Here is an 18,719-nt window from a genome sequence, read left to right on the forward strand (position 1 = left end):
CGACGCCGGACCGACGGGACGCACACAGGTGCGAGAGGGAAGGCGGAACACCGGCCAAGCGACGCGGCCATGCGGCGGCGTCGGCGGTGATGACGTCCTTGTCCCGGTGAGGACGAACCCGCTGTGGGCGCCCCCAGCGGAGTCGGCACCTGCCCCAACAGTGCTCCGCCGAAGGCCCTACCGTCTTGTCCGGTGCACGACAGAGACCCCCATTGACCTGGGGAAACGTGAGTCGTGGTTGCTATTGCGCCGCGACACCCCGTACGGCCCAGGCTCGTGCGCTGAGGTGGATCGAGCCGTCCGGCGCGACCGGAAGACGGGCCAGCAACGCCTGCCGCAGCGCCTCCCGGGCCGGTTCGGTAAACGCCCTCACGTACGCCGGCGCCGTGCCCTGTCCACCGAGGAACGGCATCCAGTAGTCGGCGAAGTCGGCGAAGACCGTCGGCACGTCGACGGGCCGGACCGACACCTCGCCCAGCCCGGCGTCCTCCCAGAGCGCCCGCAACGCCTCGGGCCGCCACACGCTGCCACGGCTCTCCTCGTCGAGCGTCGCCGCGGCCGGATCGAGCTGCGCGGCGGCGGCCCAGAAGTGCCGCATCATCGCCATGCCGTCGGCGTAGTCCCAGATGTAGGCGGCTACCGTCCCCGCCGGCCGGACCACCCGGGCGAACTCCGCCACCGCCCGCGCCGGCTCCGGCACGAAGTTGAGCGTCAACCCGCTCACCACCACGTCCGCGGTGCGGTCACCCACCGGCAGCGCGCGGGCGTCGCCCACCTGGAAGGTGGCCCGCGCGTCGGCGACCCGGGTCCGCGCGGTCGCGACGAAACCCGCCGAGGGGTCGACGCCGGTGACCCGAGCGGGTGCGGCGTCGGCGAGGATCGTCGAGGTCAGCACGCCGGTGCCGCTGCCGACATCGAGCCACTGCCGCCCGGCCGCCATGTCCAGCCCGCGCAGGAACTCCGCCGCGACGAGGCGACTCCACCGACCGACGTACGCCTCGTACGCGTCACCGTCCGCCCACACCGGGTGCGTCATCCCGGAACGATACGACGAGCGCTGCCGGTCGGCGGCGAGTTTCAGTCGAGGTGGTCGGTGGGCGTCGTCTGGAGCAGCCACGCCAACGGCATCCGGGCCCGCTCCTCGTAGCCGCCGTCCCCGCCCAGCCGATGCAGGGTGACCGTCTGCACGCCGTCCCGGTCCACCACCCAGTACCGCGGGATCCCCGCCGACGCGTACTCGCGGTTCAGCGACGTCGGCGTGCCGCGTCGAGCAGGGCGGGCGGGGTGTCGGACTTCTCGTGTGCGGCGAGGTCGACGCCGGGCGCCACGATCGCGTCGATCGCGTCGAGCACGTCGGCCGAGAGCACGGTGTCCGCGGCGGCGAGCTGGGTGTGCAGGTGGTCCATGGTGCGGGGGCCGATGATCGCGCTGGTCACGGCGGGGTGCGCGGTGACGAATCCCAGCGCGAGCTGGATCATGGTGAGGCCGGCCTGGTCGGCCACCGTGGCCAGCTTCTCGACGGCGTCGAGCTTGGCCCGGTTGGCCGGAATGGTGGTGTCGAAGCGCTGCGGCATGAAGGCCGATCGGTTGGTGGTGACCTCCCGGCCCTCACGGATCGCCCCGGACAGCCAGCCCGAGGCGAGCGGGCTCCACGCGAGCACGCCGAGCCCGTACTGCTCGGTCACCGGCAGGACGTGGGTCTCGACCCCGCGTTGCAGGATCGAGTAGCTGGGCTGCTCGGTGACGTAACGGCTCAGGTGGTTCTCCCGGGCGGCCCACTCGGCCTGCATGATGCGGTACGCGGGAAACGTCGACGACCCGAAGTAGCGGATCTTGCCGGCCCGCTGCAGGTCGGTCAGTGTCGACAGGGTCTCCTCGTCACTCGTGCTCGGGTCCCACCTGTGGATCTGGTAGAGATCGACATGGTCGACGCCGAGGCGGCGCAGGCTGTTGTCCAACGCGGTGACCAGCCAGCGGCGGGAGCTGCCCCGACGGTTGCGCTCGTCGCCCATCGGCAGCCCTGCCTTGGTCGCCAGCACGATGTCGTCCCGGCGACCGGCGATGGCTCTGCCGACCATCTCCTCGGATTCGCCCTGGCCGTACACGTCGGCGGTGTCGATGAGGTTGACTCCCCCGTCCAGGGCGACGTCGACAATCGCGGTGACCTCTTCCTGGGTGGTTCCTCCCAGCTTGCCGAAGTTCATGGCGCCCAGCACAAGAGTGCTGACCTGGACGCCGGTGTGACCCAGAGTGCGGTATCGCATGACCGTTCCCTTCCTGCGACGACAACGTGGCTTGGCTCCGGCCCCGCCGCTCTGTCATGCTGAGCAAACGGAACCATGTTCCGCTAAAAAGATACGGAACATGGTTCCGTTTGCCAAGTCGAGTGGTGGAGGTAACGGCGCGGTGGCCGACGACGACAGCGGGGAAGGACAACCCACCCCCCGGAAGCGGGCCGACGCCCGGCGCAACGAGGCGACCCTGCTGGACGCCGCCGCCGCGGCCTTCGTCAGCTCCGGCGTGGACGCGCCCGTGCGGGACATCGCCGCCAGGGCCGGCGTCGGTGTCGGGACGATCTACCGCCACTTCCCGACGCGCGCCGACCTCATCGTCGCCGTCTACCGACACCAGGTCGAGGCGTGCGCCCAGGCCGGCCCGGCCCTGCTGGCCACCAGCGGCAGCCCGTACGCCGCCCTGGCGCAGTGGATCGACCTCTTCGTCGACTTCCTGGTCACGAAGCACGGCCTCGCCGAGGCGCTGCAGTCCGACAACGCGGCCTTCGAGTCCCTGCACGCCTACTTCATCGACCGGCTCGTCCCCGTGTGCGCCCACCTGCTCGACGCCGCCGCCACGGCGGCCGACATCCGCCCCGACGTAAACGCCTTCGAGTTACTGCGTGGTGTCGGCAATCTCTGCATCGGCGCGGCCGACCCCCGCTACGACGCGCGCCGGATGGTCGGTTTCCTCGTCGCCGGGCTGCGCCTCCCGTAGGGCCCGTCGGCGGCGATAGCGTGGTGATCATGGTGGAGTGGGAACTGCGGCCGGCCTCGGTGGCGGACGTCGACGCCGTGGCCGAGCTGCGGGCCGTGGTGCTGCGGGCGGATCTGGAGCGGCTCGGGCGGTACGACGACACGCGCGTGCGGCAGCGCCTGCGGGACGGCTTCGCTCCGGCGTACACCTGGGTTGTCGAGGTGGGCGGCGCGTTCGCCGGCTGCGTGGCGCTGCGCCCGGCGGACGACGCCCACTGGCTGGAGCACTTCTACCTGTCCCCGCACGTGCAGGGCAGCGGCATCGGCACGGCCGTGCTGCGCGAGCTGCTGCACCGGTGCGACAGCGACGGCACCCTGGTCCGGCTGAACGTGTTGCGGGGCAGTCCGGCAAGGCGGCTGTACGAGCGGCACGGATTCACGCTCGTGGCCGAGGATCCGGTGGACGTGTTCATGGTGCGCGCACCGCTGCCGCTGTCAACGTATCGTTGACAGATGACGTCGGAGCTGGCGCAGTTGGCGGACGTCCAGGTCGCCCGTGCCCGCCTGGACGAGCGGGAGCTGGACCTGATCGACCGGGCGCGGCACGACGGCGCGACGTGGGCGCAGGTGGCGCGGGCGTTGGGTCTCGGCAGCCGGCAGGCCGCCGAGCAGCGCCGGCAGCGCCTGGTGGCGGCGCGCAGGTCCCGGCAGCAGCACCGCGACCTGCGCTACCCGGCACAGATCGCCGCGCTGCGGGCCGCCGTTGCTGATCTCGATCGATGGATCGCCGCGGACCGACTGTGGAACACACGCTTCCGTCGAGCGGCGCTCGTACGCAGCACCGTGGACGCCGCCCTGGACGCCACCCCGGGGTCGCTGTACGCGCTGGCCCAGTCCCTCGTCGCCGACCTCGCCGAAGCGGACGACCGGCTGCCGGCACCCGCCCGAGCCGCCACGGCGAAGATCGACGCCGCGTTGTCAATGCCACGTTGACGCGGGCCGTCACCCTTGCGCGGACGCGCCTCAAGGCCAAAGGATGAGTCGTCCCGACTCAACCTGGAGGGCTCGTGCGGCGCAACGCTGGACTGTTCGTGGCGATCTCCCTGCTGTCCGGCTTCGGCAGCAGCGCCATGTCCCTGGTGGCCGGCATCTGGACTCTGGACCTGACCGGCTCCACCGGCCTCGCGGCCCTCACCGGGCTGTGCGTGTACGCCCCGGTGCTCGCCGGCCCGTGGCTGGGCGGCCTGCTCGACACCGCACCCCGACGACCGCTCGTCATCGCGGTCAACCTCGTGTTGGCCGCCGCCCTGCTGGCCCTCTTCGCGGTGCGCGGGCCCGGCCAGACGTGGCTCATCTTCGCCGTCTCCTCGGTCTACGGCATCAGCTACGTGCTCATCGACGCGGGTGAGACGGCGCTGCTGCCGTCCGCGCTGTCCCCCACCCAACTCGGCGACGTCAACGGGTGGCGCTCAAGCGCACAGGAGGGCATGAAGCTCGTCGCTCCCCTGGCCGGAGCGGGCCTCTACGCCTGGCACGGTGGCCACGCGGTCGTCGTCCTCAGCGCGGCCATGCCGGTCCTGGTCGCCATCCTGTACGCGACGGTGCGCCTCAACCGGACGCCACAGGTCCCGCCGCCGAAGCGACGCCCCGACCTGCGTACCGGACTGTCGGTCCTGTTCGGACAGCGGGCGACGCGTGTGCCGGTCGTGCTCGCCGCCGTGTCGATCGCCATGTCCGGCTTCACGACCGCGGCGATCTACACGATCGTGACCACCGAACTCCGCCTCCCGACGACGTTCCTGGGCGTGCTGACCGGCGCACAGGGCGCCGGTTCCATCATCGGCGGCCTGCTCGTCGGCAGACTCCTGGCCGGCCGGGGTCCGGGTGCTGTCGGCGTCGCCGGGACCGTGCTGTTCGCTGTCGGTTGCCTGGCGCGTGGCCTGCCCTGGTGGCTGGTCACGGTCGCCGGGGCGGTGGCCGCCGGTGTCGGCCTGCCCTGGACCCTGGTCGCGGCGGTGACGGCCGTGCAGACGCACACACCGTCGGCGCTGCTGGGCCGGGTCTCCGCGACGGCGAACACCGCGATGTTCGGCCCACTCGTGCTGGCCATCCCCCTCGGCTCGGCGGCCGTCCACCTCGGCGGTCGCCCACCGCTCGTCGCCGCCGTCGTGATCTGCCTGACGGCGGTGGCCGGCACGCTAGCCCGTCCGCCGACGACGACTCGGGAGGCACTCGGGCCTGGTCACTCCGGCTGGGCTCCGCCGTCCGGCGGCCGGCGGAAGCGCGTGCTGCGGCGGCCTACCGCAGCAGCCGGAAGAAGGCGCGCAGGTCGGCGATAAGCAGCTCGGGCACCTCCAGCGCCGGGAAGTGCCCGCCGCGGTCGTGCTCCTTCCAGTACCTGATGTCCGGGTAACGGCGGGCCGCCCAACGTCGGGACGGCCGGGGCACCTCGGCAGGGAAGACCGACGCGCCGACGGGTACGCGTACCGGGGCGGCGTCCGCGCCGCTGATCCACCCGGACACCCGGTCGATGCTCTCCGCGTACAGGCGGGCGGACGACGCGGCGGTGCCGGTCAACCAGTACAACGTGACCTGGTCGAGGATCTGATCGCGGCTGAGGCCACCGGAGTCAGCCCAGGTGAGCAGCTTCTCGCCCATCCACGCGCACAGGCCGACCGGCGAGTCGACCAGGGCGTAACCGACGGTCTGCGGGGCGGTGCGGTGCACCTCGGAGTACGCCGAGCTGGACTCGCCGCGCTGTCGCATCTGCGCCAACGCTTCGCGTTCGGCATCGGTGTGGTCTGTGTCTCCGCCCCGATCCGGGCCGGCGAGCGGCGGTACGAGGTGGATGCCGGCCACGTGCTCGCCGTCGAGTGCCCCGAGGATGCTGGAGACGCTGGTGCCCCAGTCACTGCCGGCCGCGCCATAACGGGCGTAGCCGAACGCCGCCATGATCTCCGCCCAGCTCGCGGCTATCCGTTCGACGCCCCAGCCGGGTCCGGTGGGCCGGGCGCTGAAACCGTAGCCGGGCAGCGACGGGATCACCACGTCGAAGGCGTCCCCGGCGGTGCCGCCGTGCCTCGGGGGATCGGTCAACGGTCCGATCAGGTCTACCAGTTCCAGCACCGATCCGGGCCAGCCGTGGGTCAGGACCAGCGGCATCGCCCCCGGGTGCGGTGACCGGGCGTGAAGCACGTGGATCTTCAGGCCGTCCACGCTGACGAGGTACTGCGGGAAGGCGTTGAGCCGCGCCTCGGCGGCCCGCCAGTCGTACCCCTCGGCCCAGTACGCGCAGAGGGCCCGCATCTCGTGCAGGGGTACGCCGTGTGCCCAGCCGGGAGCGGTCGCCGTCTCCGGCCAACGGGTACGCGCCAGCCGAGCGCGCAGGTCGACAAGCTCGGATTCTGGCACGTCCACCCGGAACGGCTGGATGTCGACGGATCGCCCGCCAGCGACTGCCGGCGGCCAGCCGGACGGGGCCGTAGAAGACGACATCGCCAGAGTTTTCCACGGGCAAGGCCGGCCGGCATGCCCACAGCTCGGCCGACGGGGGTCGCGGGCGTGGTTAACTATCGAGCCATGCCGCTCAGTCCGGACGAGGTCGAGCTCTTCGAACGCGCCAGGGCTCGCCTGGAGGCGATCGCCTACCGGCTGCTGGGCTCGGCGAGTGACGCCGAGGACGCGGTCCAGGACACGTTCCTGCGCTGGCAGGCCGCCGACCGGCAGCGGGTCGAGACGCCCGAGGCCTGGCTGACGAAGGCCCTCACCAACGTGTGCCTCAACCAGCTCACCTCGGCGCGGGCCCGGCGCGAGACCTACGTGGGCACCTGGCTGCCCGAACCGGTGCTGGCCGGGGACCGGATGCTCGGCCCGCTCGACACCGCCGAGCAGCGCGACTCGGTCTCGATGGCGGTGCTCACCCTGTTGGAGCGGCTGTCGGCCAAGGAGCGCGTGGCGTACGTGCTCCGCGAGGCCTTCGGCTACGCACACACGGAGATCGCCGACATCCTCGGCGTCAGCGAGTCGAACTGTCAGCAGATCTACCGGCGGGCCAGGCAACACGTCGCCGGTGACCGCGCCCGCGCCCAGGTCGACGGCGCCACCGCGCGCAGGATCGTCGAGGAGTTCCTCGCCGCGGCCGCCAACGGCGAGACGCAGCGACTGGTCACCCTCCTCACCGACGACGCGACGAGCATCGGCGACGGCGGCGGCAAGATCCCGGCGCGGACCACACCTGTCGTCGGCGCGCTGGCGGTGGCCAGGTTCCTGCGGGGCCTGTTCGCGCCCAGCACCGCCAAGCGGGACATCGTGGGCGGCAGCCCCGCGCTCTACGCCGAGGTCGTCAACGGCGCTCCGGCGCTCGTGGTCGTGCTCGACGAACAGGTCGTCGGGGTCATGTCGCTGAAGGTGACGTCCGACGGCGTCGCGGCTCTGCACACCCAGGTCAACCCCGACAAGCTCGTACGGGCCACCCGCCACTGGTCCACCTCCGCGCACGGGGAGCCCCTGCTGCGCGTCTGGTGACCCAGCTCTCAGCCGACTCCTGTCAGGAATCGGGTCGCTGTCCGGTTCAGGAAGCGACCCTCACCGAGACAGGAGTGCCACCATGAAGCACCGGATCGTCGTCCTCGGGGCCGGATACGCCGGCGCCATCGCCGCCGGGCGTCTCGCCAAGCGGCTGCACCCCGACGACACGCGGATCACCATCGTCAACGCCGAGGACGACTTCGTCGAGCGGGTCCGCATGCACCAACTCGCCACCGGGCAGCACCTCAAGCGTCGACCGCTCGCCGACGTCTACGCGGGCACCGGAGTCGAGGTCCGGGTGGCCCGGGTCACCGCCGTCGACACCGACCGCAGGACCGTCGCACTCGCCGCCGACCATGGCGCCGACGAGATCGCGTACGACACGCTCGTCTACGCCCTGGGCAGCACCAGCGCGGACCACGGCGTCCCCGGCGTCGCGGAGCACGCGTACGACATCGCCGGCAGGCCGTCGGCGCTGCGCCTGCGCGACCGCCTGGCCCACCTCACGGCCGGCGCGACGGTGCTCGTCGTCGGCGGCGGTCTCACCGGCCTCGAAGCGGTCACCGAGATCGCGGAGGTCCGCCCGGACCTTGCCGTCGCGCTCGCCGCCCGGGGCGCTCTCGGCGACTGGCTCACCGAGAGGGCGCGGCAGCACCTGCGCGGGGTCTGCGACCGGCTCGGCATCACCGTCCACGAGCACACCGACATCGCCCGGGTCGACGCCACCGGCGCGGTCACCGACGACGGACGGGTGATCCCGGCCGAGGTGACCGTCTGGACGGCCGGCTTCGCCGTACACCCCATCGCCGCCGCCACGACGTTGGCTGTCGCGGACACCGGGCAGATCGTCGTCGACGCCACGATGCGGTCGGTCTCCCACCCCGACGTGTACGCCGTCGGCGACGCCGCAATCGCCGAGGGGCCGGGCGGGAAACCGCTGCGGATGTCCTGTGCCTCGGGGACCCCGATGGCCTGGCAGGCCGCCGACGCCATCGCCACCCGGCTGACCGGTCGAACGAAGATCCCGAAGGCGCCGCTGCGCTATTTCAACCAGTGCATCAGCCTCGGCCGCCGCGACGGCATCATCCAGTACGTGACAGCCGACGACCGGGCCCGGCCCGCCCTACTCAGGGGCGCGTTGGCGGCCCGCTACAAGGAGGTCGTCTGCGCGGGCGCGGCGTGGAGCGTCTCCCGCCCGATCCTGTACCCGGTACGCCGCCACCGCATCGTCGTGACCCGGACGGAGACCCTCGCGACGACGTCGTGACCCGGGTGACTATCCGGAGAACGTGCGGCGGGCCCAGGTGCGGAAATCGGTGGTCGGCAGGCCGAGCGCACGGGCGATTTCCGGTCGGGCGGGGCTTCCGTTCTCATTGATCCGCTCGACCGCGTTGACCATGGCCGGGAGCAGGCCGCGCTCCACCGCCTGTTGCGGGGTGAGCACGGGCGCGGCGATCGTCCGGCCGGTGACCTCGCTGAGGATCGCCGCGACCTCGGTCATGGTGAGCAGGTCGCCGGCGAGTTCGACGTCCAGGCCGTCGAACTTCTCCGGGTTGGTGAACGCGGTCGCCGCGGCTTCGCCGATATCGTCGACGGCGATCCACGGAAGCCGTGCGTCCGCGGCGAACCCGGTGATGATCGTGCCGCTGGACCAGTCGCCGAAGAGGTAGGACCAGCCGACAAGGTTCTCCATGAAGGTGGAGGGCAACAGCACGGTCCAGAGCGCGAAGCCGCCGGTACGCACCATGTCGTCGATGGCCGCCTTGCTCTCCCAGTAGTGCCTGTCCCAGCGCCCCTCGGCCCAGCCGGGCTGGTTGCGGTGGAAGTCGCCGGCACCGGAGACGCTGCTGTGCACGACGTGCGACACGCCGGCCCGTCGCGCGGCCTCGACGACGTTGCGGCCACGGTTCAGCTCGGCGTCGCCCTGCATGTTCGCCACGTCGGGATACGGGATCGAGAAGACACCGTCCATTCCCTCGGCCGCGGCGAGCAGCGACGCGGCATCGTCCAGGTCGCCCTCGACCAGTTCGGCACCCCGCTTCAGCAGAGCCTGGGCGCTGTCGGCGCCGGCGTGGCGGACCAGCGCGCGGACCGCGACGCCACGGTCGAGCAGCGCTCGGGCCGTCGCCCCGCCCTGTTTGCCGGTCGCACCGATGACAAGGACAGTCATGATCGCCTCCCAAGGAAGTGGGGCATCACCCCACTTTTCGTCGGCTACGATATGGGGGACCACCCCACTTTGGCAAGGGCGGGCCATGCGAGCGGACGCACGACGCAACTACGACCTCATCGTCACGGCCGCCGCCGAGGCGATCGCCCGCGACGGCGCCTACGCGTCGCTGGAGGAGATCGCCCGAACCGCCGGGGTGGGTTCGGCGACCCTGCATCGACACTTCCCGTCCCGCTGGGCTCTGCTCCAAGCCGTGTTCCGCACCTGCGTCGGCAACCTGTGCGCCCGCGCCGACGACCTGCTGGCCGAGCCGGACGCGCTCGCCGCACTCACCACCTGGTTGCGGGAGGTCACCGCGTACGCCACGACAACCCGCGGCCTGGCGGTGACACTGCTGAACGCGCCACCCGAGGAGAACGGGACCTGTGGCGCGATGCTCACCGCGGCAGGCGAGAAGCTGCTGCGTCGGGCCGCGGACCAGGGTTCCGTACGCCCGGGCGTCGTCATGGCGGATGTGATGACCCTCGCCAACGCGATCTCGCTCGCCGCACAGCCGGCCGACGTGACAAAGGCGGAGCGGCTCCTGACCCTCGCTCTGGCGGGAATTCAGCCACCCGGGGCGTGACCCGTGCCATCTCCCGCCCTCGGGCCGGGTCTTTCGAGGATCGACCTGCTTGACTCGTTCGTCATGCTGAAACCGGAGCCCACGCCCGTGCCACCCGAGGAGGACTCGTGCGTAAGCCAGCCAAGACCGCGGCTGTCCTCTTCGGGCTCGGTGTCGGCGTCGCGGTCGGCCCGTCCCTCGGGCCGGCCGCCGCGTGGTCCGGCATCGCGGTCGCCATGCTCGGCGTCGTGCTCTCCCTCGTGGGCAGCACGGAATCCCGTCTCGTCGCGGACGGCCTGGTCGACCGTGACGACGCCGCAGCCGGGACGAGCCCCGGCACGCCGGTCGGCACGGACCAACTACTGCTGGACCTACAGCGGCGGCCCACCCTCAGCGGCCTGGGCGACCGGGTCGAGCAGATCCTCAGACTCGCCGAGCAGCAGGCCAACGACCACCGCACCGAGGCGCGGCGCGAATCGGAGGGCATCGTGACCGCCGCCCGACGGGAGGCGGAGTCGCTCCTCGACCGGGCACGCGAACAGGCGGCCGGCATTGCCGGCCCGCACTGGGAACCGCCTCCGACACCACCCACCCAAGCGCTGGCGACGGACGCGGATCCGAGCCGCTGACTCTCGGGCCGGCGGGTCGCTCGCGGTTCTACCTTCCCCGCGCGAGCCAGGTGGGAGCCGGTCGCGCGTACTCGATGGTGGCCGCGACGCGGTCGGCGGTGGCCGCGTCACGCTCTCGTTCCGTGATCCACAGGGCCAGATCCAGCCCGGCCGTGAGCGCACCCGCGGTGATGCGATCCCCGTCGTCGACGACCCGCTCGTCGACGACGTCGACGCCGTAGGAGCGCAACTCGTCGTACGCGTTGCGGTTGGTGGTCGCCCGCCGCTGGCCCAGCAGTCCGGCGGCCGCCAGCAACAGACCGCCCGTGCAGACCGACGCCATCCAGCGGGTCGAGGGGGCCAGCGCGGCCAGCCGAGCGGGGAGCACGCCGTGCTGCGCCTGGGCCCAGGAACCGGCAGCGGCCCGGTTCAGCCACCCGCCGCCCGGCACGACCACACCGTCGGGCCGACCGAGCACCGCGGGCACCTGGAGTTGGACCCCCCGCATGCTCACCACCGGGCCCGGCCGCTCGACCGCGACCAGCTCGACCGCGAATCCGGCGATCGCCAGCACCTCGAAGGGGCCGAACACGTCCAACTCGTCGAAGCCGTCGAAAACCACGATCTCTATCCGCATGCGACGAGGATCCCGCCCTGCCGTCGTGGACGGCGAGTGGCATCCTCGCCACTGTGCATAAGCAATCGGCCACGCACCGGGTCGCGGTGCTGGCCCTGCCACCCGTCGTCGCCTTCGACCTGACCATCGCGACACACGTCTTCGGCCACGAAGGCCACGGCCGGTACGCGACCACCGTCTGCTCGCCGGACGGCGGCGCGGTCCCCACCACCACCGCCGGGCTGGGCCTGACCGTCGATGCCACCATCGACGCCCTCACCGACGCCGACACCGTGATCGTTCCCGGTTTCCGCCGAGGACCCGCACCGGCCCAGGCACTCGACGCCCTGCGTGCCGCGTACCGGCGTGGCGCCCGCGTCGCCTCGATCTGCACCGGCGCGTTCGCACTGGCCCAGGCCGGGCTGCTCGACGGTCGGCGGGCGACCACGCACTGGATGCACGCCGAGGCGCTGGCCCGCGAACACCCCGAGGTCACCGTCGACGCCAATGCGCTGTACGTCGACGAAGGACAGGTGTTGACAAGCGCCGGCCTCGCCGCCGGCCTCGACCTGTGCCTCTATCTGGTCGGCCGGGACCACGGCCAGCACGTGGCGATCGATCGCGCCCGTCTCATGGTCACACCGTTGCACCGGGCCGGCGGCCAAGCCCAGTTCGTCCCCGCCCACACGAGCGGGGACGACGCCGAGATGACCGCCGTCACCAGCTGGGCGACCGCCAACCTGCACCTGCCGATCACCGTCGCGGACCTAGCCCGGCAGGGCCTTCAGTCCACCCGTACGTTGCACCGCACCTTTCGACACCGGTTCGGGCTGAGTCCGCAGGCATGGCTGACCGAGCAACGACTACGCGCGGCCTGCGGGCTGCTCGAAAGCGACGACATCACGATCGACGAGGTCGCCAGACGGACCGGGCTGGGCACCGCCACGAACCTGCGCGCCCATTTCCGGCGGGCCTTCGCCACCACTCCCACCGCCTACCGCCGCGCCTTCACTCCGTGACGCCTCCGCGCGATCCGTTGCGGGCCGACGGCCGTGCCGGGTAGTCACTGGATCAGGCCACGGTCGGCCAGATGGGCACGCAGCGTCTCGTCGTCCTCGGCGGACATCAGGCGACGTGGGATGACTGTGGCCGGCATCCGACCGACGAACACGATCCAGAACTCGGGGGTGTCCTTCACCTGGTCGACTCCGTCCCAGGCGATGCCGCTGGACTGTGAGCCACTGCGCATCATGATGTTGTCGTCGGTGATGTCGTAGGCGCCCTCGACCGCGTAGCCGCTGGAGCGGCGGCGGGCGCGCCACCGCACCCACGGCGAATACAGCATCGACAGCAGGCCGGCCACGACCATCGCCATCCAGAGCGGCGAGAACTGGTCGGCCCGGTCGGACCCGCGCGAGACGGCGAGACCTATCGCCCCCACCGCCACCAGCACCGCGCCGATCAAGCCGTACCTGCGCAGGCGAACACGGCTGAGCGCGGCGGCCACCCGGCCCGGGTAGGCGGGATCGGCGGGGACGTCGAAGTGGATGCGCACGCCAGAACGATAGTGCCCGACTAGCCTGTCCGGATGCGTGACCTTCGCTTCGAGGCGGTACGGCCCGACGGCGACGACGCCGTCTGCACGGACTGGCAGTACGTCCACAACCTGATCATCCCGACCAGCCCACTCTCGGGCGACGAGATCCGCGCACGTGCCGCCCGCAACCGCCTGAACGTCACCTATCACGGCGACACCCTCGTGGGCTGCTCGACGGTCCGGCCGCCGATGGACGACCAGGCGACGGCGACGGTCATCGTCCGCGTGCTGCCGGAGCACCGCCGACGGGGTTTTGGTGGGCAGCTGTACGACGAGGCACTCACCGCGGCCTACGAGATCGGCGCCCGAGTCATCGAGACCGTCGTCCTGGCCTCCAACGAGGAGGGCCTACGGTTCGCCGAGCGGCATGGCTATGTGGAGATCGACAGGTACGTGCTCGACGGTGACACGATTCCGTTCGTCGATCTCCGGTTGGTCGAACCCGCAGGATGATCTCATCGTCACTGGCCCGGCCTCGTCGGCACCGACGCTCCCGTCGCGCGGAGGGTGTCGTAGGGATGGCAGCCGTACGTCTCGCGGTACGCCTGGGCGAAGCGTCCGGGATGGGTCCAGCCCCACCGCCGGGCCGTCTCCGCCACGGTCTGCCCCGGCTTGGCGTGTTGCAGGTCCCAGTGCGCCTGGCGCAATCGGACGGCACGCAGGAACGCCATCGGGGTCTGCCCGTGGTAACGCTGGAACGCCACCTGTAACGCGCGTTGGCTGACCTCGCAGGCTTCGGCTATCCGGCCCACCGTCAACGGCGCGGCGGCGTGGGCCTCGATGAACTCGGCGGCCCGGCGTACGATCGCGCGGCCGACGCCTGCCTGTCCGGGCAGGTAGTTGATGGTCATCGTGGTGTTCGGGAACACCGCGACGGCGGTGGTCGCCATCAGGTCCACCAGGCCGGCGCGGGCCAGTGGACTGGCGGCCACCGCGTTGACGGCGAGTTGTCGTCGGGTGAACGCCGTCACCGACTGCCAGAGCAGGGCCATCGCCGGGGACAGGGGCGCCATCGTGGTGAACCGGAAGTTCGCGATGGGCAGGCCGGTGCGGACCGAGGCGGCCGCCGCGACCCGTTGCATCGGCAGCCCGACGGAGACGGCCGTCAGATCGTCGATGAGGTGGACCGCACCCACCTCCGGGTATCGACCGGTCATGCCGGGGCCGAGGCGCAACTCCTCGGTGTCGGTACGGACGGCGTACCGGCCGTGCGCCACCGTCACCGCCGTGAAGTCGCGATAGGGCAGCGCCTCGGAGCGGTTGCGCATCGTGTATCGGGACTCACCGAATTCCAGGTCGTCGACGCGCAGCGTCGCCTGCCGGTAGTGGAATCGAGCGGGTGGACCGGAGATCCGCACGCGGTGTTCTCCGTACTTCAGTGCGATCACATGGTGCGCTTCTTCTGGGTCGTCAGTCTCGACGATGTCTCGGGTTACAGGCTCGGGCCCGTCAGGATTCCCCGTCCACGGCATGGGCCGTCACCTCCGTCGGCCGTCGATCCGGCCCGATCTGTTTGAACGCGTCACCCGGTGGTTCGCAACGGCTTGTCGGGGACTTCCGGACCCACTGCACCGACATCCGCTGAGGCTGGGACAATCCGAGTCGACAAGTCGATCCGGTTCCCGTATCTGGCTGGCCATTTCACGAATGACAGGTCGCGTGACGGTTCGCTGTCACGCAACAATCAAATTCGATGCTGCGCATCCCAGGGCTGGACCGAGGCGGTCTCCGGAATGAGCGGCATGATTGTGTCAATGTGGTTACGCGTTTTCCCGGACAGAATTGTCGGGTTGCCGACTTCGCTCGGCAACGTCGGTCCCTGTTCACACAGCTCTACCCTCTGCTGTCCGAGCCACTCACCCTGGGTCGGCCCGATCGCCGGCCGGTCGGGGTCCGCGACGAAGCGACCCCGGTCGGCCGGTCTCCCTCGTCGGTCCAGCGCCTCTCGTTCCCGCCGGGCTGGCGTGGTCGGCGCGACGGTCAGCGCAGCCAGGCCGCCGGCACCGGATGCCGCAGGATCTCGGCCAGCCCGTCCCGGTGCGGGTCGGGGTCGCCGTCGAGCCAGGCGTGGGCGTGGAAACCGGCGGCCGGCGCGCTGACCCCGATCACCACGGTCCGCGGCAGCCCCCGCTCGGCGAACCAGCGCTGCCGCACCAACGCGCTCTCCAAGCAGTTGCCGCCGCTGCGGCACAACGCCTGCCGGACCAACGTGTCGGTGCCGCCGGACGGGGGCGCGGTGAGGCGTACCGCGCTCAGCCCGCCTCGGGCGAGCTGGCGACGGACTCGCCGACAGCCCAGCATCGTCCACGCCACCACTGCCACACCACGTGGCCCGTGGCCCCGGACCAGCCGGGCCAGCGCATCGAGGGTGCGGCCGGGGCTGGCCGTCACGGCAACGACTCGGTGAGCGCAGCGCCGAGGAGTCGGTGGGTGGCATCGAGGGCAGCCCAGTCACGGGGGCGGGTCAGGTCCAGGCCCGGCCGGCCGGCGAGCGCGAGCAGTGCGCCCGGGTCGGAGGGCAGCTCGGGCAGGGAGCGACGGGCGACGAGGCGGGCCAGCAACTCGGCCGGACCGACCGGGGCCACCGCGGGCCGGTCACCCCAGTGCAGGAAGATCCAACCGCCGATCGGCAGGCGGGGCGTGACGGCGGGCAGGGTGAGCCGAAGCCGGCTGTCGTCGCGGACAACCCGGGTGGGCAACCCGAACCCGGGGATCGGCTCTCGCAGGTCGACGCAGCGTGGGCCGGCGAGCACGTCGCCGCCGGCACAGACCACGATGTCGTCGGCCAGCACCGGCACGTCCCGGGCGGCGAGCGCCGCGAGCAGCGTGCTCTTGCCGGCGGTACGGCCACCGAGCACCACCCAGGCCCGTCCGGCGTGGACGAACGCCCCGGCGTGGAAGGTCTCCCGCTCGGCCCACCGGTTGACCACCACGGCCACCGGGGCGAGGTAGGGGTGGGCGAGCAGGTCCGCGGTGAGCGGCGGCCCGTAGAAGGTGGCGCTGCCGCTGGCCCGGTCCACATCGAGCGTACGGCCGTCGGCGAGGACCCGGACCATCCGGTCGGCGTTCAACGGCGCGGGCGGCGGCGGGACGACGTTCCGCTGCCGTACGGTCACCGGTCGGCTCCCCGCGGGTGGGCACGTGTCGGCGTCCAGGTCGACGACCTCGTCGAGTCCCTCGATGTGCAGCCCGTAGGCGGTTCTCATGGGTGCGTCTCCTGGTGTCGCTCGGGCGCGTGGCCGACACCGGGTGCGGCTGCCCGCCCGGCGCCCGGTCCGCCTCGGAGGGTGTTCGGCGCGGCGTTTCGGCCGTCGGGGACGATCGGCGCCGTCCGCCCGGCGGATACCTATGGTACGGGCTTGTGAGCAGCGGAAACGCGTTCTCTCGGAACTACCACGTCCGGCCCGCCGTAGCGATCTTTCGTGGCCCCGGTCGGCGCTGTCTGGCCCGCCTCGTGCGGATTGTGGACAGCGCGATTCCGGTCATCGGCGTGGCGGGTGCGGTCCTGCCCACGTCGACGGAGGCTCGGCATCGTTGAGAACAGTGGAGTGTCTTCACATTTCAAGATCTCCGCCCACCGTGCGTCGCCAAGCAGACGCGTCTGACGGTCCTCGCTTGGCGACGAGGAGCCGGGCATGCAGCATGACGTCGAGTCGGCGGATCCGCCCATCTGGCGCAGGTACGAGACCCGCGAGGTCTCGGCGGCGCACGACGTGATCAGCCAGGCGTGCGTGGGGATCGAGCTTCGGTCGCACAACGTCGCCGGGCAGTTCACCTACCAGCAGGAGTCGGCCGAGGCGGGGCCGGTCCTGGTGGCTCGGGTGCGATGCGGCGCGGACATCGAGGCCCATTTCTTCGACCCGCTGACCGACCTGTTGTTCCTCTCGGTACTGCGCGGTCAGGTCGAGACAACCGATGGCCGGGACAGGGCGTGGACCGGTCCCGGCGGGGCGCTCCTGAACCCGACCGGCCGCCCGTTCACGAATATCTGCCGGGATTTCGATATCTACTGCGTCAACCTGGACCCGCGCGTCGTCACCGAGGCCGCCACCGAGCGGACCGGCATCGATCCGGTCGACTTTCGCTTCGAGGCGATGGCGCCGATCTCCAGGGAGATGGGCCAGTTCTGGCACAGCACCACCGTTCATCTCTATGACCTCTTCAACGGGTCGGCGGAGCCGCTCGGCAGCCCGCTCGTGGTCGGCGCAGCCATCGACCTGGTCGCGTCGGCCGCGCTCGCCGTCTTTCCGAACTCCGCGATGACGGTGCCGCACCGGGTGGAGGCCGTCCCGTTACCCGCCGGCCCGGTCCGCCGTGCCGTGTCGTTCATCGAGACGCACTTCGCCGAAGCGGTCACCGCCACCCAGATCGCCGAGGCCGCCCGCGTCTCGCCCCGCGCCCTCCAGGCGGCGTTTCGCCGCCAGCTGGGCACCACTCCGATGGCGTACCTGCGGCGCACGCGCCTGGACCGGGCCCACCAGGACCTGCTCGGGGCCGATCCGACCCAGGGAGCCACCGTGGCCGGGATCGCGCGCCGCTGGGGCTACCCGCACACGGGCCGGTTCGCCGCCGACTATCGAGTGGTGCACGGCCGGTCGCCCAGTGACACGCTGCACTCCTGATTTACCGGGACGGCCACCGTCCGGGCCTGGCGGACCGGGCCCGGACGGCGATCACAAGCGACGATCAGCGGTGGCCTACCCGCACTAGAACCCGCCCCACCGGTAGGCCTCGCACTTCCAGGTCTTGCCGTTGTTCGTGGAGACGCAGACCACGACGATCTTCCCGAGGACGGGAAGCCCGAGGGTGAAGATGTGGAGCTTCGTCTTCTTCACGTACGGGACGCCGGACTTCTCGGCGATGTCGGCCAGGGCCCAACCGGGGTCGGGTGCGTCAACTGTCGCCACCCGACGCAGCGAGTCGACGTCCTTGCCGTCGAGCAGCATCTTGATCTCGTCCGCCGAGGGCGTGCCGTCGCCGACGAGCGTGTCCACGGCGTACGGCCCCTCGGCGGCGACGCCGTTGGCCTTCTCGAAGGCAGCCTTCGTCGCGCCCACCGTGGTGTCGCCAGCGAAGTCGAGGGCGAGGATCTGGTCGGTCTTCCGCCGCGACAGGATGCACTCCCAGACGGTCTTGCCCGAGGCGATGCACATGGTCAGGCACCACTCCCGGCCGTCGGGCGTGGACGAGGCGAACAGCAGCGACGTCGCCGTGCCGCCGTCACCCCTGCCGTCGTACGCGCCGTCGGCGAGGTCGGCCATTGTCGTGCCGAGGAGGTCCCGGCTGCCCGGCATCGTGCCCACGACGGTGACGCCGTCCACCCGCTCACCGGCCACCAGCGCCGTGAGCTGGTCGCTGGTGAGATCACGACCTCCGGCGTCGACGGCCAGCACCGTGTCCAGGTCCCCGACGGGCCGGCCGGTCAGTTCCTCGAACCGTTGCAGCATCGTCCCCGGCGCGCCGGGATGGTCGGTGACCGTCGTCCGGGCCTCGTCCTCGGCGGCCTGCGACGGGGCGTACGACGCGGTCAGCCCGACGATCAGGGCTGTCGTGACGATGGTGACGCGCCTGGTGATGTCCCGCAGTGCTGTCATGGTGTCCTCGTCTCGGTGCTCGGGGTCGGCGGGG

At 71.5% G+C, this 18,719-nt stretch carries 20 protein-coding genes and 2 pseudogenes; 11 read left to right on the plus strand and 11 right to left on the minus strand.

Annotation, left to right across the window (positions count from 1 at the left end):
- Positions 1-241: 241 nt before the first annotated feature.
- From ACGFH8_RS06340 to ACGFH8_RS06350, 3 genes and pseudogenes are all read right to left on the minus strand, one after another.
- Entirely contained in the window at positions 242-1,036 is a 795-nt protein-coding gene (locus tag ACGFH8_RS06340; RefSeq protein ID WP_393364162.1) for a class I SAM-dependent methyltransferase, read from the minus strand.
- 41 nt (positions 1,037-1,077) lie between these two features.
- Positions 1,078-1,272 (minus strand): annotated as a pseudogene (locus tag ACGFH8_RS06345) (Uma2 family endonuclease); the annotation flags it as partial.
- Entirely contained in the window at positions 1,245-2,264 is a 1,020-nt protein-coding gene (locus ACGFH8_RS06350; RefSeq protein WP_393364165.1) for an aldo/keto reductase, read from the minus strand. The gene ACGFH8_RS06350 and the pseudogene ACGFH8_RS06345, both read right to left, overlap by 28 nt.
- Positions 2,265-2,364: 100 nt before the next feature.
- On the opposite strand from ACGFH8_RS06350, the gene ACGFH8_RS06355 reads away from it, so the two are divergent.
- The 4 genes from ACGFH8_RS06355 to ACGFH8_RS06370 all read left to right on the plus strand — a co-directional run bounded on the left by ACGFH8_RS06355 (position 2,365) and on the right by ACGFH8_RS06370 (position 5,308).
- The gene (locus tag ACGFH8_RS06355) at positions 2,365-2,991 is read left to right on the plus strand and encodes a TetR/AcrR family transcriptional regulator (protein WP_393364167.1); all 627 of its coding nucleotides are present in this window, start codon (positions 2,365-2,367) and stop codon (positions 2,989-2,991) included.
- 29 nt (positions 2,992-3,020) lie between these two features.
- Positions 3,021-3,479 (plus strand): GNAT family N-acetyltransferase, encoded by a 459-nt coding sequence (locus ACGFH8_RS06360; protein ID WP_393364170.1) that lies wholly within the window; start codon positions 3,021-3,023, stop codon positions 3,477-3,479.
- Positions 3,480-3,482: 3 nt separating this feature from the next.
- On the plus strand, positions 3,483-3,962 hold the full coding sequence (locus ACGFH8_RS06365) for a hypothetical protein (protein ID WP_393364173.1): 480 nt from the start codon (positions 3,483-3,485) through the stop codon (positions 3,960-3,962).
- 74 nt (positions 3,963-4,036) lie between these two features.
- Positions 4,037-5,308, plus strand: coding sequence for an MFS transporter (locus ACGFH8_RS06370; protein ID WP_393364175.1), 1,272 nt, complete (start codon positions 4,037-4,039; stop codon positions 5,306-5,308).
- On the opposite strand, the gene ACGFH8_RS06375 is transcribed toward ACGFH8_RS06370, so the two are convergent.
- Entirely contained in the window at positions 5,268-6,464 is a 1,197-nt protein-coding gene (locus tag ACGFH8_RS06375) for an epoxide hydrolase family protein (protein ID WP_393364178.1), read from the minus strand. The two genes, ACGFH8_RS06370 and ACGFH8_RS06375, sit on opposite strands and share 41 nt — an antisense overlap.
- Positions 6,465-6,548: 84 nt before the next feature.
- On the opposite strand from ACGFH8_RS06375, the gene ACGFH8_RS06380 reads away from it, so the two are divergent.
- Together ACGFH8_RS06380 and ACGFH8_RS06385 are read left to right on the plus strand one after the other, a co-directional pair.
- Positions 6,549-7,493 (plus strand): RNA polymerase sigma-70 factor, encoded by a 945-nt coding sequence (locus tag ACGFH8_RS06380; RefSeq protein WP_393364180.1) that lies wholly within the window; start codon positions 6,549-6,551, stop codon positions 7,491-7,493.
- An 82-nt stretch (positions 7,494-7,575) separates the two neighbouring features.
- On the plus strand, positions 7,576-8,763 hold the full coding sequence (locus tag ACGFH8_RS06385) for an NAD(P)/FAD-dependent oxidoreductase (RefSeq protein ID WP_393364183.1): 1,188 nt from the start codon (positions 7,576-7,578) through the stop codon (positions 8,761-8,763).
- Between the two features lie 9 nt (positions 8,764-8,772).
- Here ACGFH8_RS06385 and ACGFH8_RS06390 read toward each other — a convergent pair whose 3' ends face one another.
- On the minus strand, positions 8,773-9,666 hold the full coding sequence (locus ACGFH8_RS06390; RefSeq protein WP_393364186.1) for an NmrA family NAD(P)-binding protein: 894 nt from the start codon (positions 9,664-9,666) through the stop codon (positions 8,773-8,775).
- 85 nt (positions 9,667-9,751) lie between these two features.
- On the opposite strand from ACGFH8_RS06390, the gene ACGFH8_RS06395 reads away from it, so the two are divergent.
- Together ACGFH8_RS06395 and ACGFH8_RS06400 are read left to right on the plus strand one after the other, a co-directional pair.
- Positions 9,752-10,291 carry a TetR/AcrR family transcriptional regulator gene (locus ACGFH8_RS06395; protein ID WP_393364189.1) on the plus strand — a complete coding sequence of 180 codons (540 nt, stop codon included), beginning with the start codon at positions 9,752-9,754 and terminating at the stop codon, positions 10,289-10,291.
- A 344-nt stretch (positions 10,292-10,635) separates the two neighbouring features.
- Positions 10,636-10,824 (plus strand): annotated as a pseudogene (locus tag ACGFH8_RS06400) (cell division protein DivIVA); the annotation flags it as partial.
- Positions 10,825-10,927: 103 nt separating this feature from the next.
- Here ACGFH8_RS06400 and ACGFH8_RS06405 read toward each other — a convergent pair.
- The gene (locus ACGFH8_RS06405) at positions 10,928-11,515 is read right to left on the minus strand and encodes a DJ-1/PfpI family protein (RefSeq protein WP_393364192.1); all 588 of its coding nucleotides are present in this window, start codon (positions 11,513-11,515) and stop codon (positions 10,928-10,930) included.
- A 53-nt stretch (positions 11,516-11,568) separates the two neighbouring features.
- Here ACGFH8_RS06405 and ACGFH8_RS06410 point away from each other — a divergent pair, with 53 nt between their 5' ends.
- Positions 11,569-12,513 carry a GlxA family transcriptional regulator gene (locus ACGFH8_RS06410; protein WP_393364195.1) on the plus strand — a complete coding sequence of 315 codons (945 nt, stop codon included), beginning with the start codon at positions 11,569-11,571 and terminating at the stop codon, positions 12,511-12,513.
- A 44-nt stretch (positions 12,514-12,557) separates the two neighbouring features.
- On the opposite strand, the gene ACGFH8_RS06415 is transcribed toward ACGFH8_RS06410, so the two are convergent.
- On the minus strand, positions 12,558-13,049 hold the full coding sequence (locus tag ACGFH8_RS06415; protein ID WP_393364198.1) for a YcxB family protein: 492 nt from the start codon (positions 13,047-13,049) through the stop codon (positions 12,558-12,560).
- Positions 13,050-13,082: 33 nt separating this feature from the next.
- Here ACGFH8_RS06415 and ACGFH8_RS06420 point away from each other — a divergent pair, with 33 nt between their 5' ends.
- Positions 13,083-13,544 carry a GNAT family N-acetyltransferase gene (locus tag ACGFH8_RS06420; RefSeq protein ID WP_393364201.1) on the plus strand — a complete coding sequence of 154 codons (462 nt, stop codon included), beginning with the start codon at positions 13,083-13,085 and terminating at the stop codon, positions 13,542-13,544.
- 8 nt (positions 13,545-13,552) lie between these two features.
- Here the strand turns inward: ACGFH8_RS06420 and ACGFH8_RS06425 are convergent, their stop codons facing one another.
- The 3 genes from ACGFH8_RS06425 to ACGFH8_RS06435 form a co-directional block, all read right to left on the minus strand.
- Positions 13,553-14,479 carry an AraC family transcriptional regulator gene (locus ACGFH8_RS06425; RefSeq protein WP_393364204.1) on the minus strand — a complete coding sequence of 309 codons (927 nt, stop codon included), beginning with the start codon at positions 14,477-14,479 and terminating at the stop codon, positions 13,553-13,555.
- A gap of 592 nt (positions 14,480-15,071) precedes the next feature.
- Positions 15,072-15,482: a lasso peptide biosynthesis B2 protein gene (locus ACGFH8_RS06430; RefSeq protein WP_393364207.1), complete on the minus strand. Its 411-nt coding sequence runs from the start codon at positions 15,480-15,482 to the stop codon at positions 15,072-15,074.
- A complete protein-coding gene (locus tag ACGFH8_RS06435; RefSeq protein ID WP_393364210.1) occupies positions 15,479-16,297 on the minus strand; it encodes a hypothetical protein in 819 nt (272 codons plus the stop codon). The genes ACGFH8_RS06430 and ACGFH8_RS06435 overlap by 4 nt, the downstream gene beginning before the upstream one ends.
- A gap of 429 nt (positions 16,298-16,726) precedes the next feature.
- Here ACGFH8_RS06435 and ACGFH8_RS06440 point away from each other — a divergent pair, with 429 nt between their 5' ends.
- Positions 16,727-17,713 carry an AraC family transcriptional regulator gene (locus ACGFH8_RS06440; RefSeq protein ID WP_393364213.1) on the plus strand — a complete coding sequence of 329 codons (987 nt, stop codon included), beginning with the start codon at positions 16,727-16,729 and terminating at the stop codon, positions 17,711-17,713.
- Positions 17,714-17,797: 84 nt separating this feature from the next.
- On the opposite strand, the gene ACGFH8_RS06445 is transcribed toward ACGFH8_RS06440, so the two are convergent.
- Positions 17,798-18,685, minus strand: a complete 888-nt coding sequence (locus ACGFH8_RS06445; RefSeq protein ID WP_393364216.1) for a hypothetical protein — start codon at positions 18,683-18,685, stop codon at positions 17,798-17,800.
- Between the last annotated feature and the right edge of the window lie 34 nt (positions 18,686-18,719).

It is taken from the genome of Micromonospora sp. NPDC049175, assembly GCF_043197345.1.
GTDB lineage: Bacteria > Actinomycetota > Actinomycetes > Mycobacteriales > Micromonosporaceae > Micromonospora.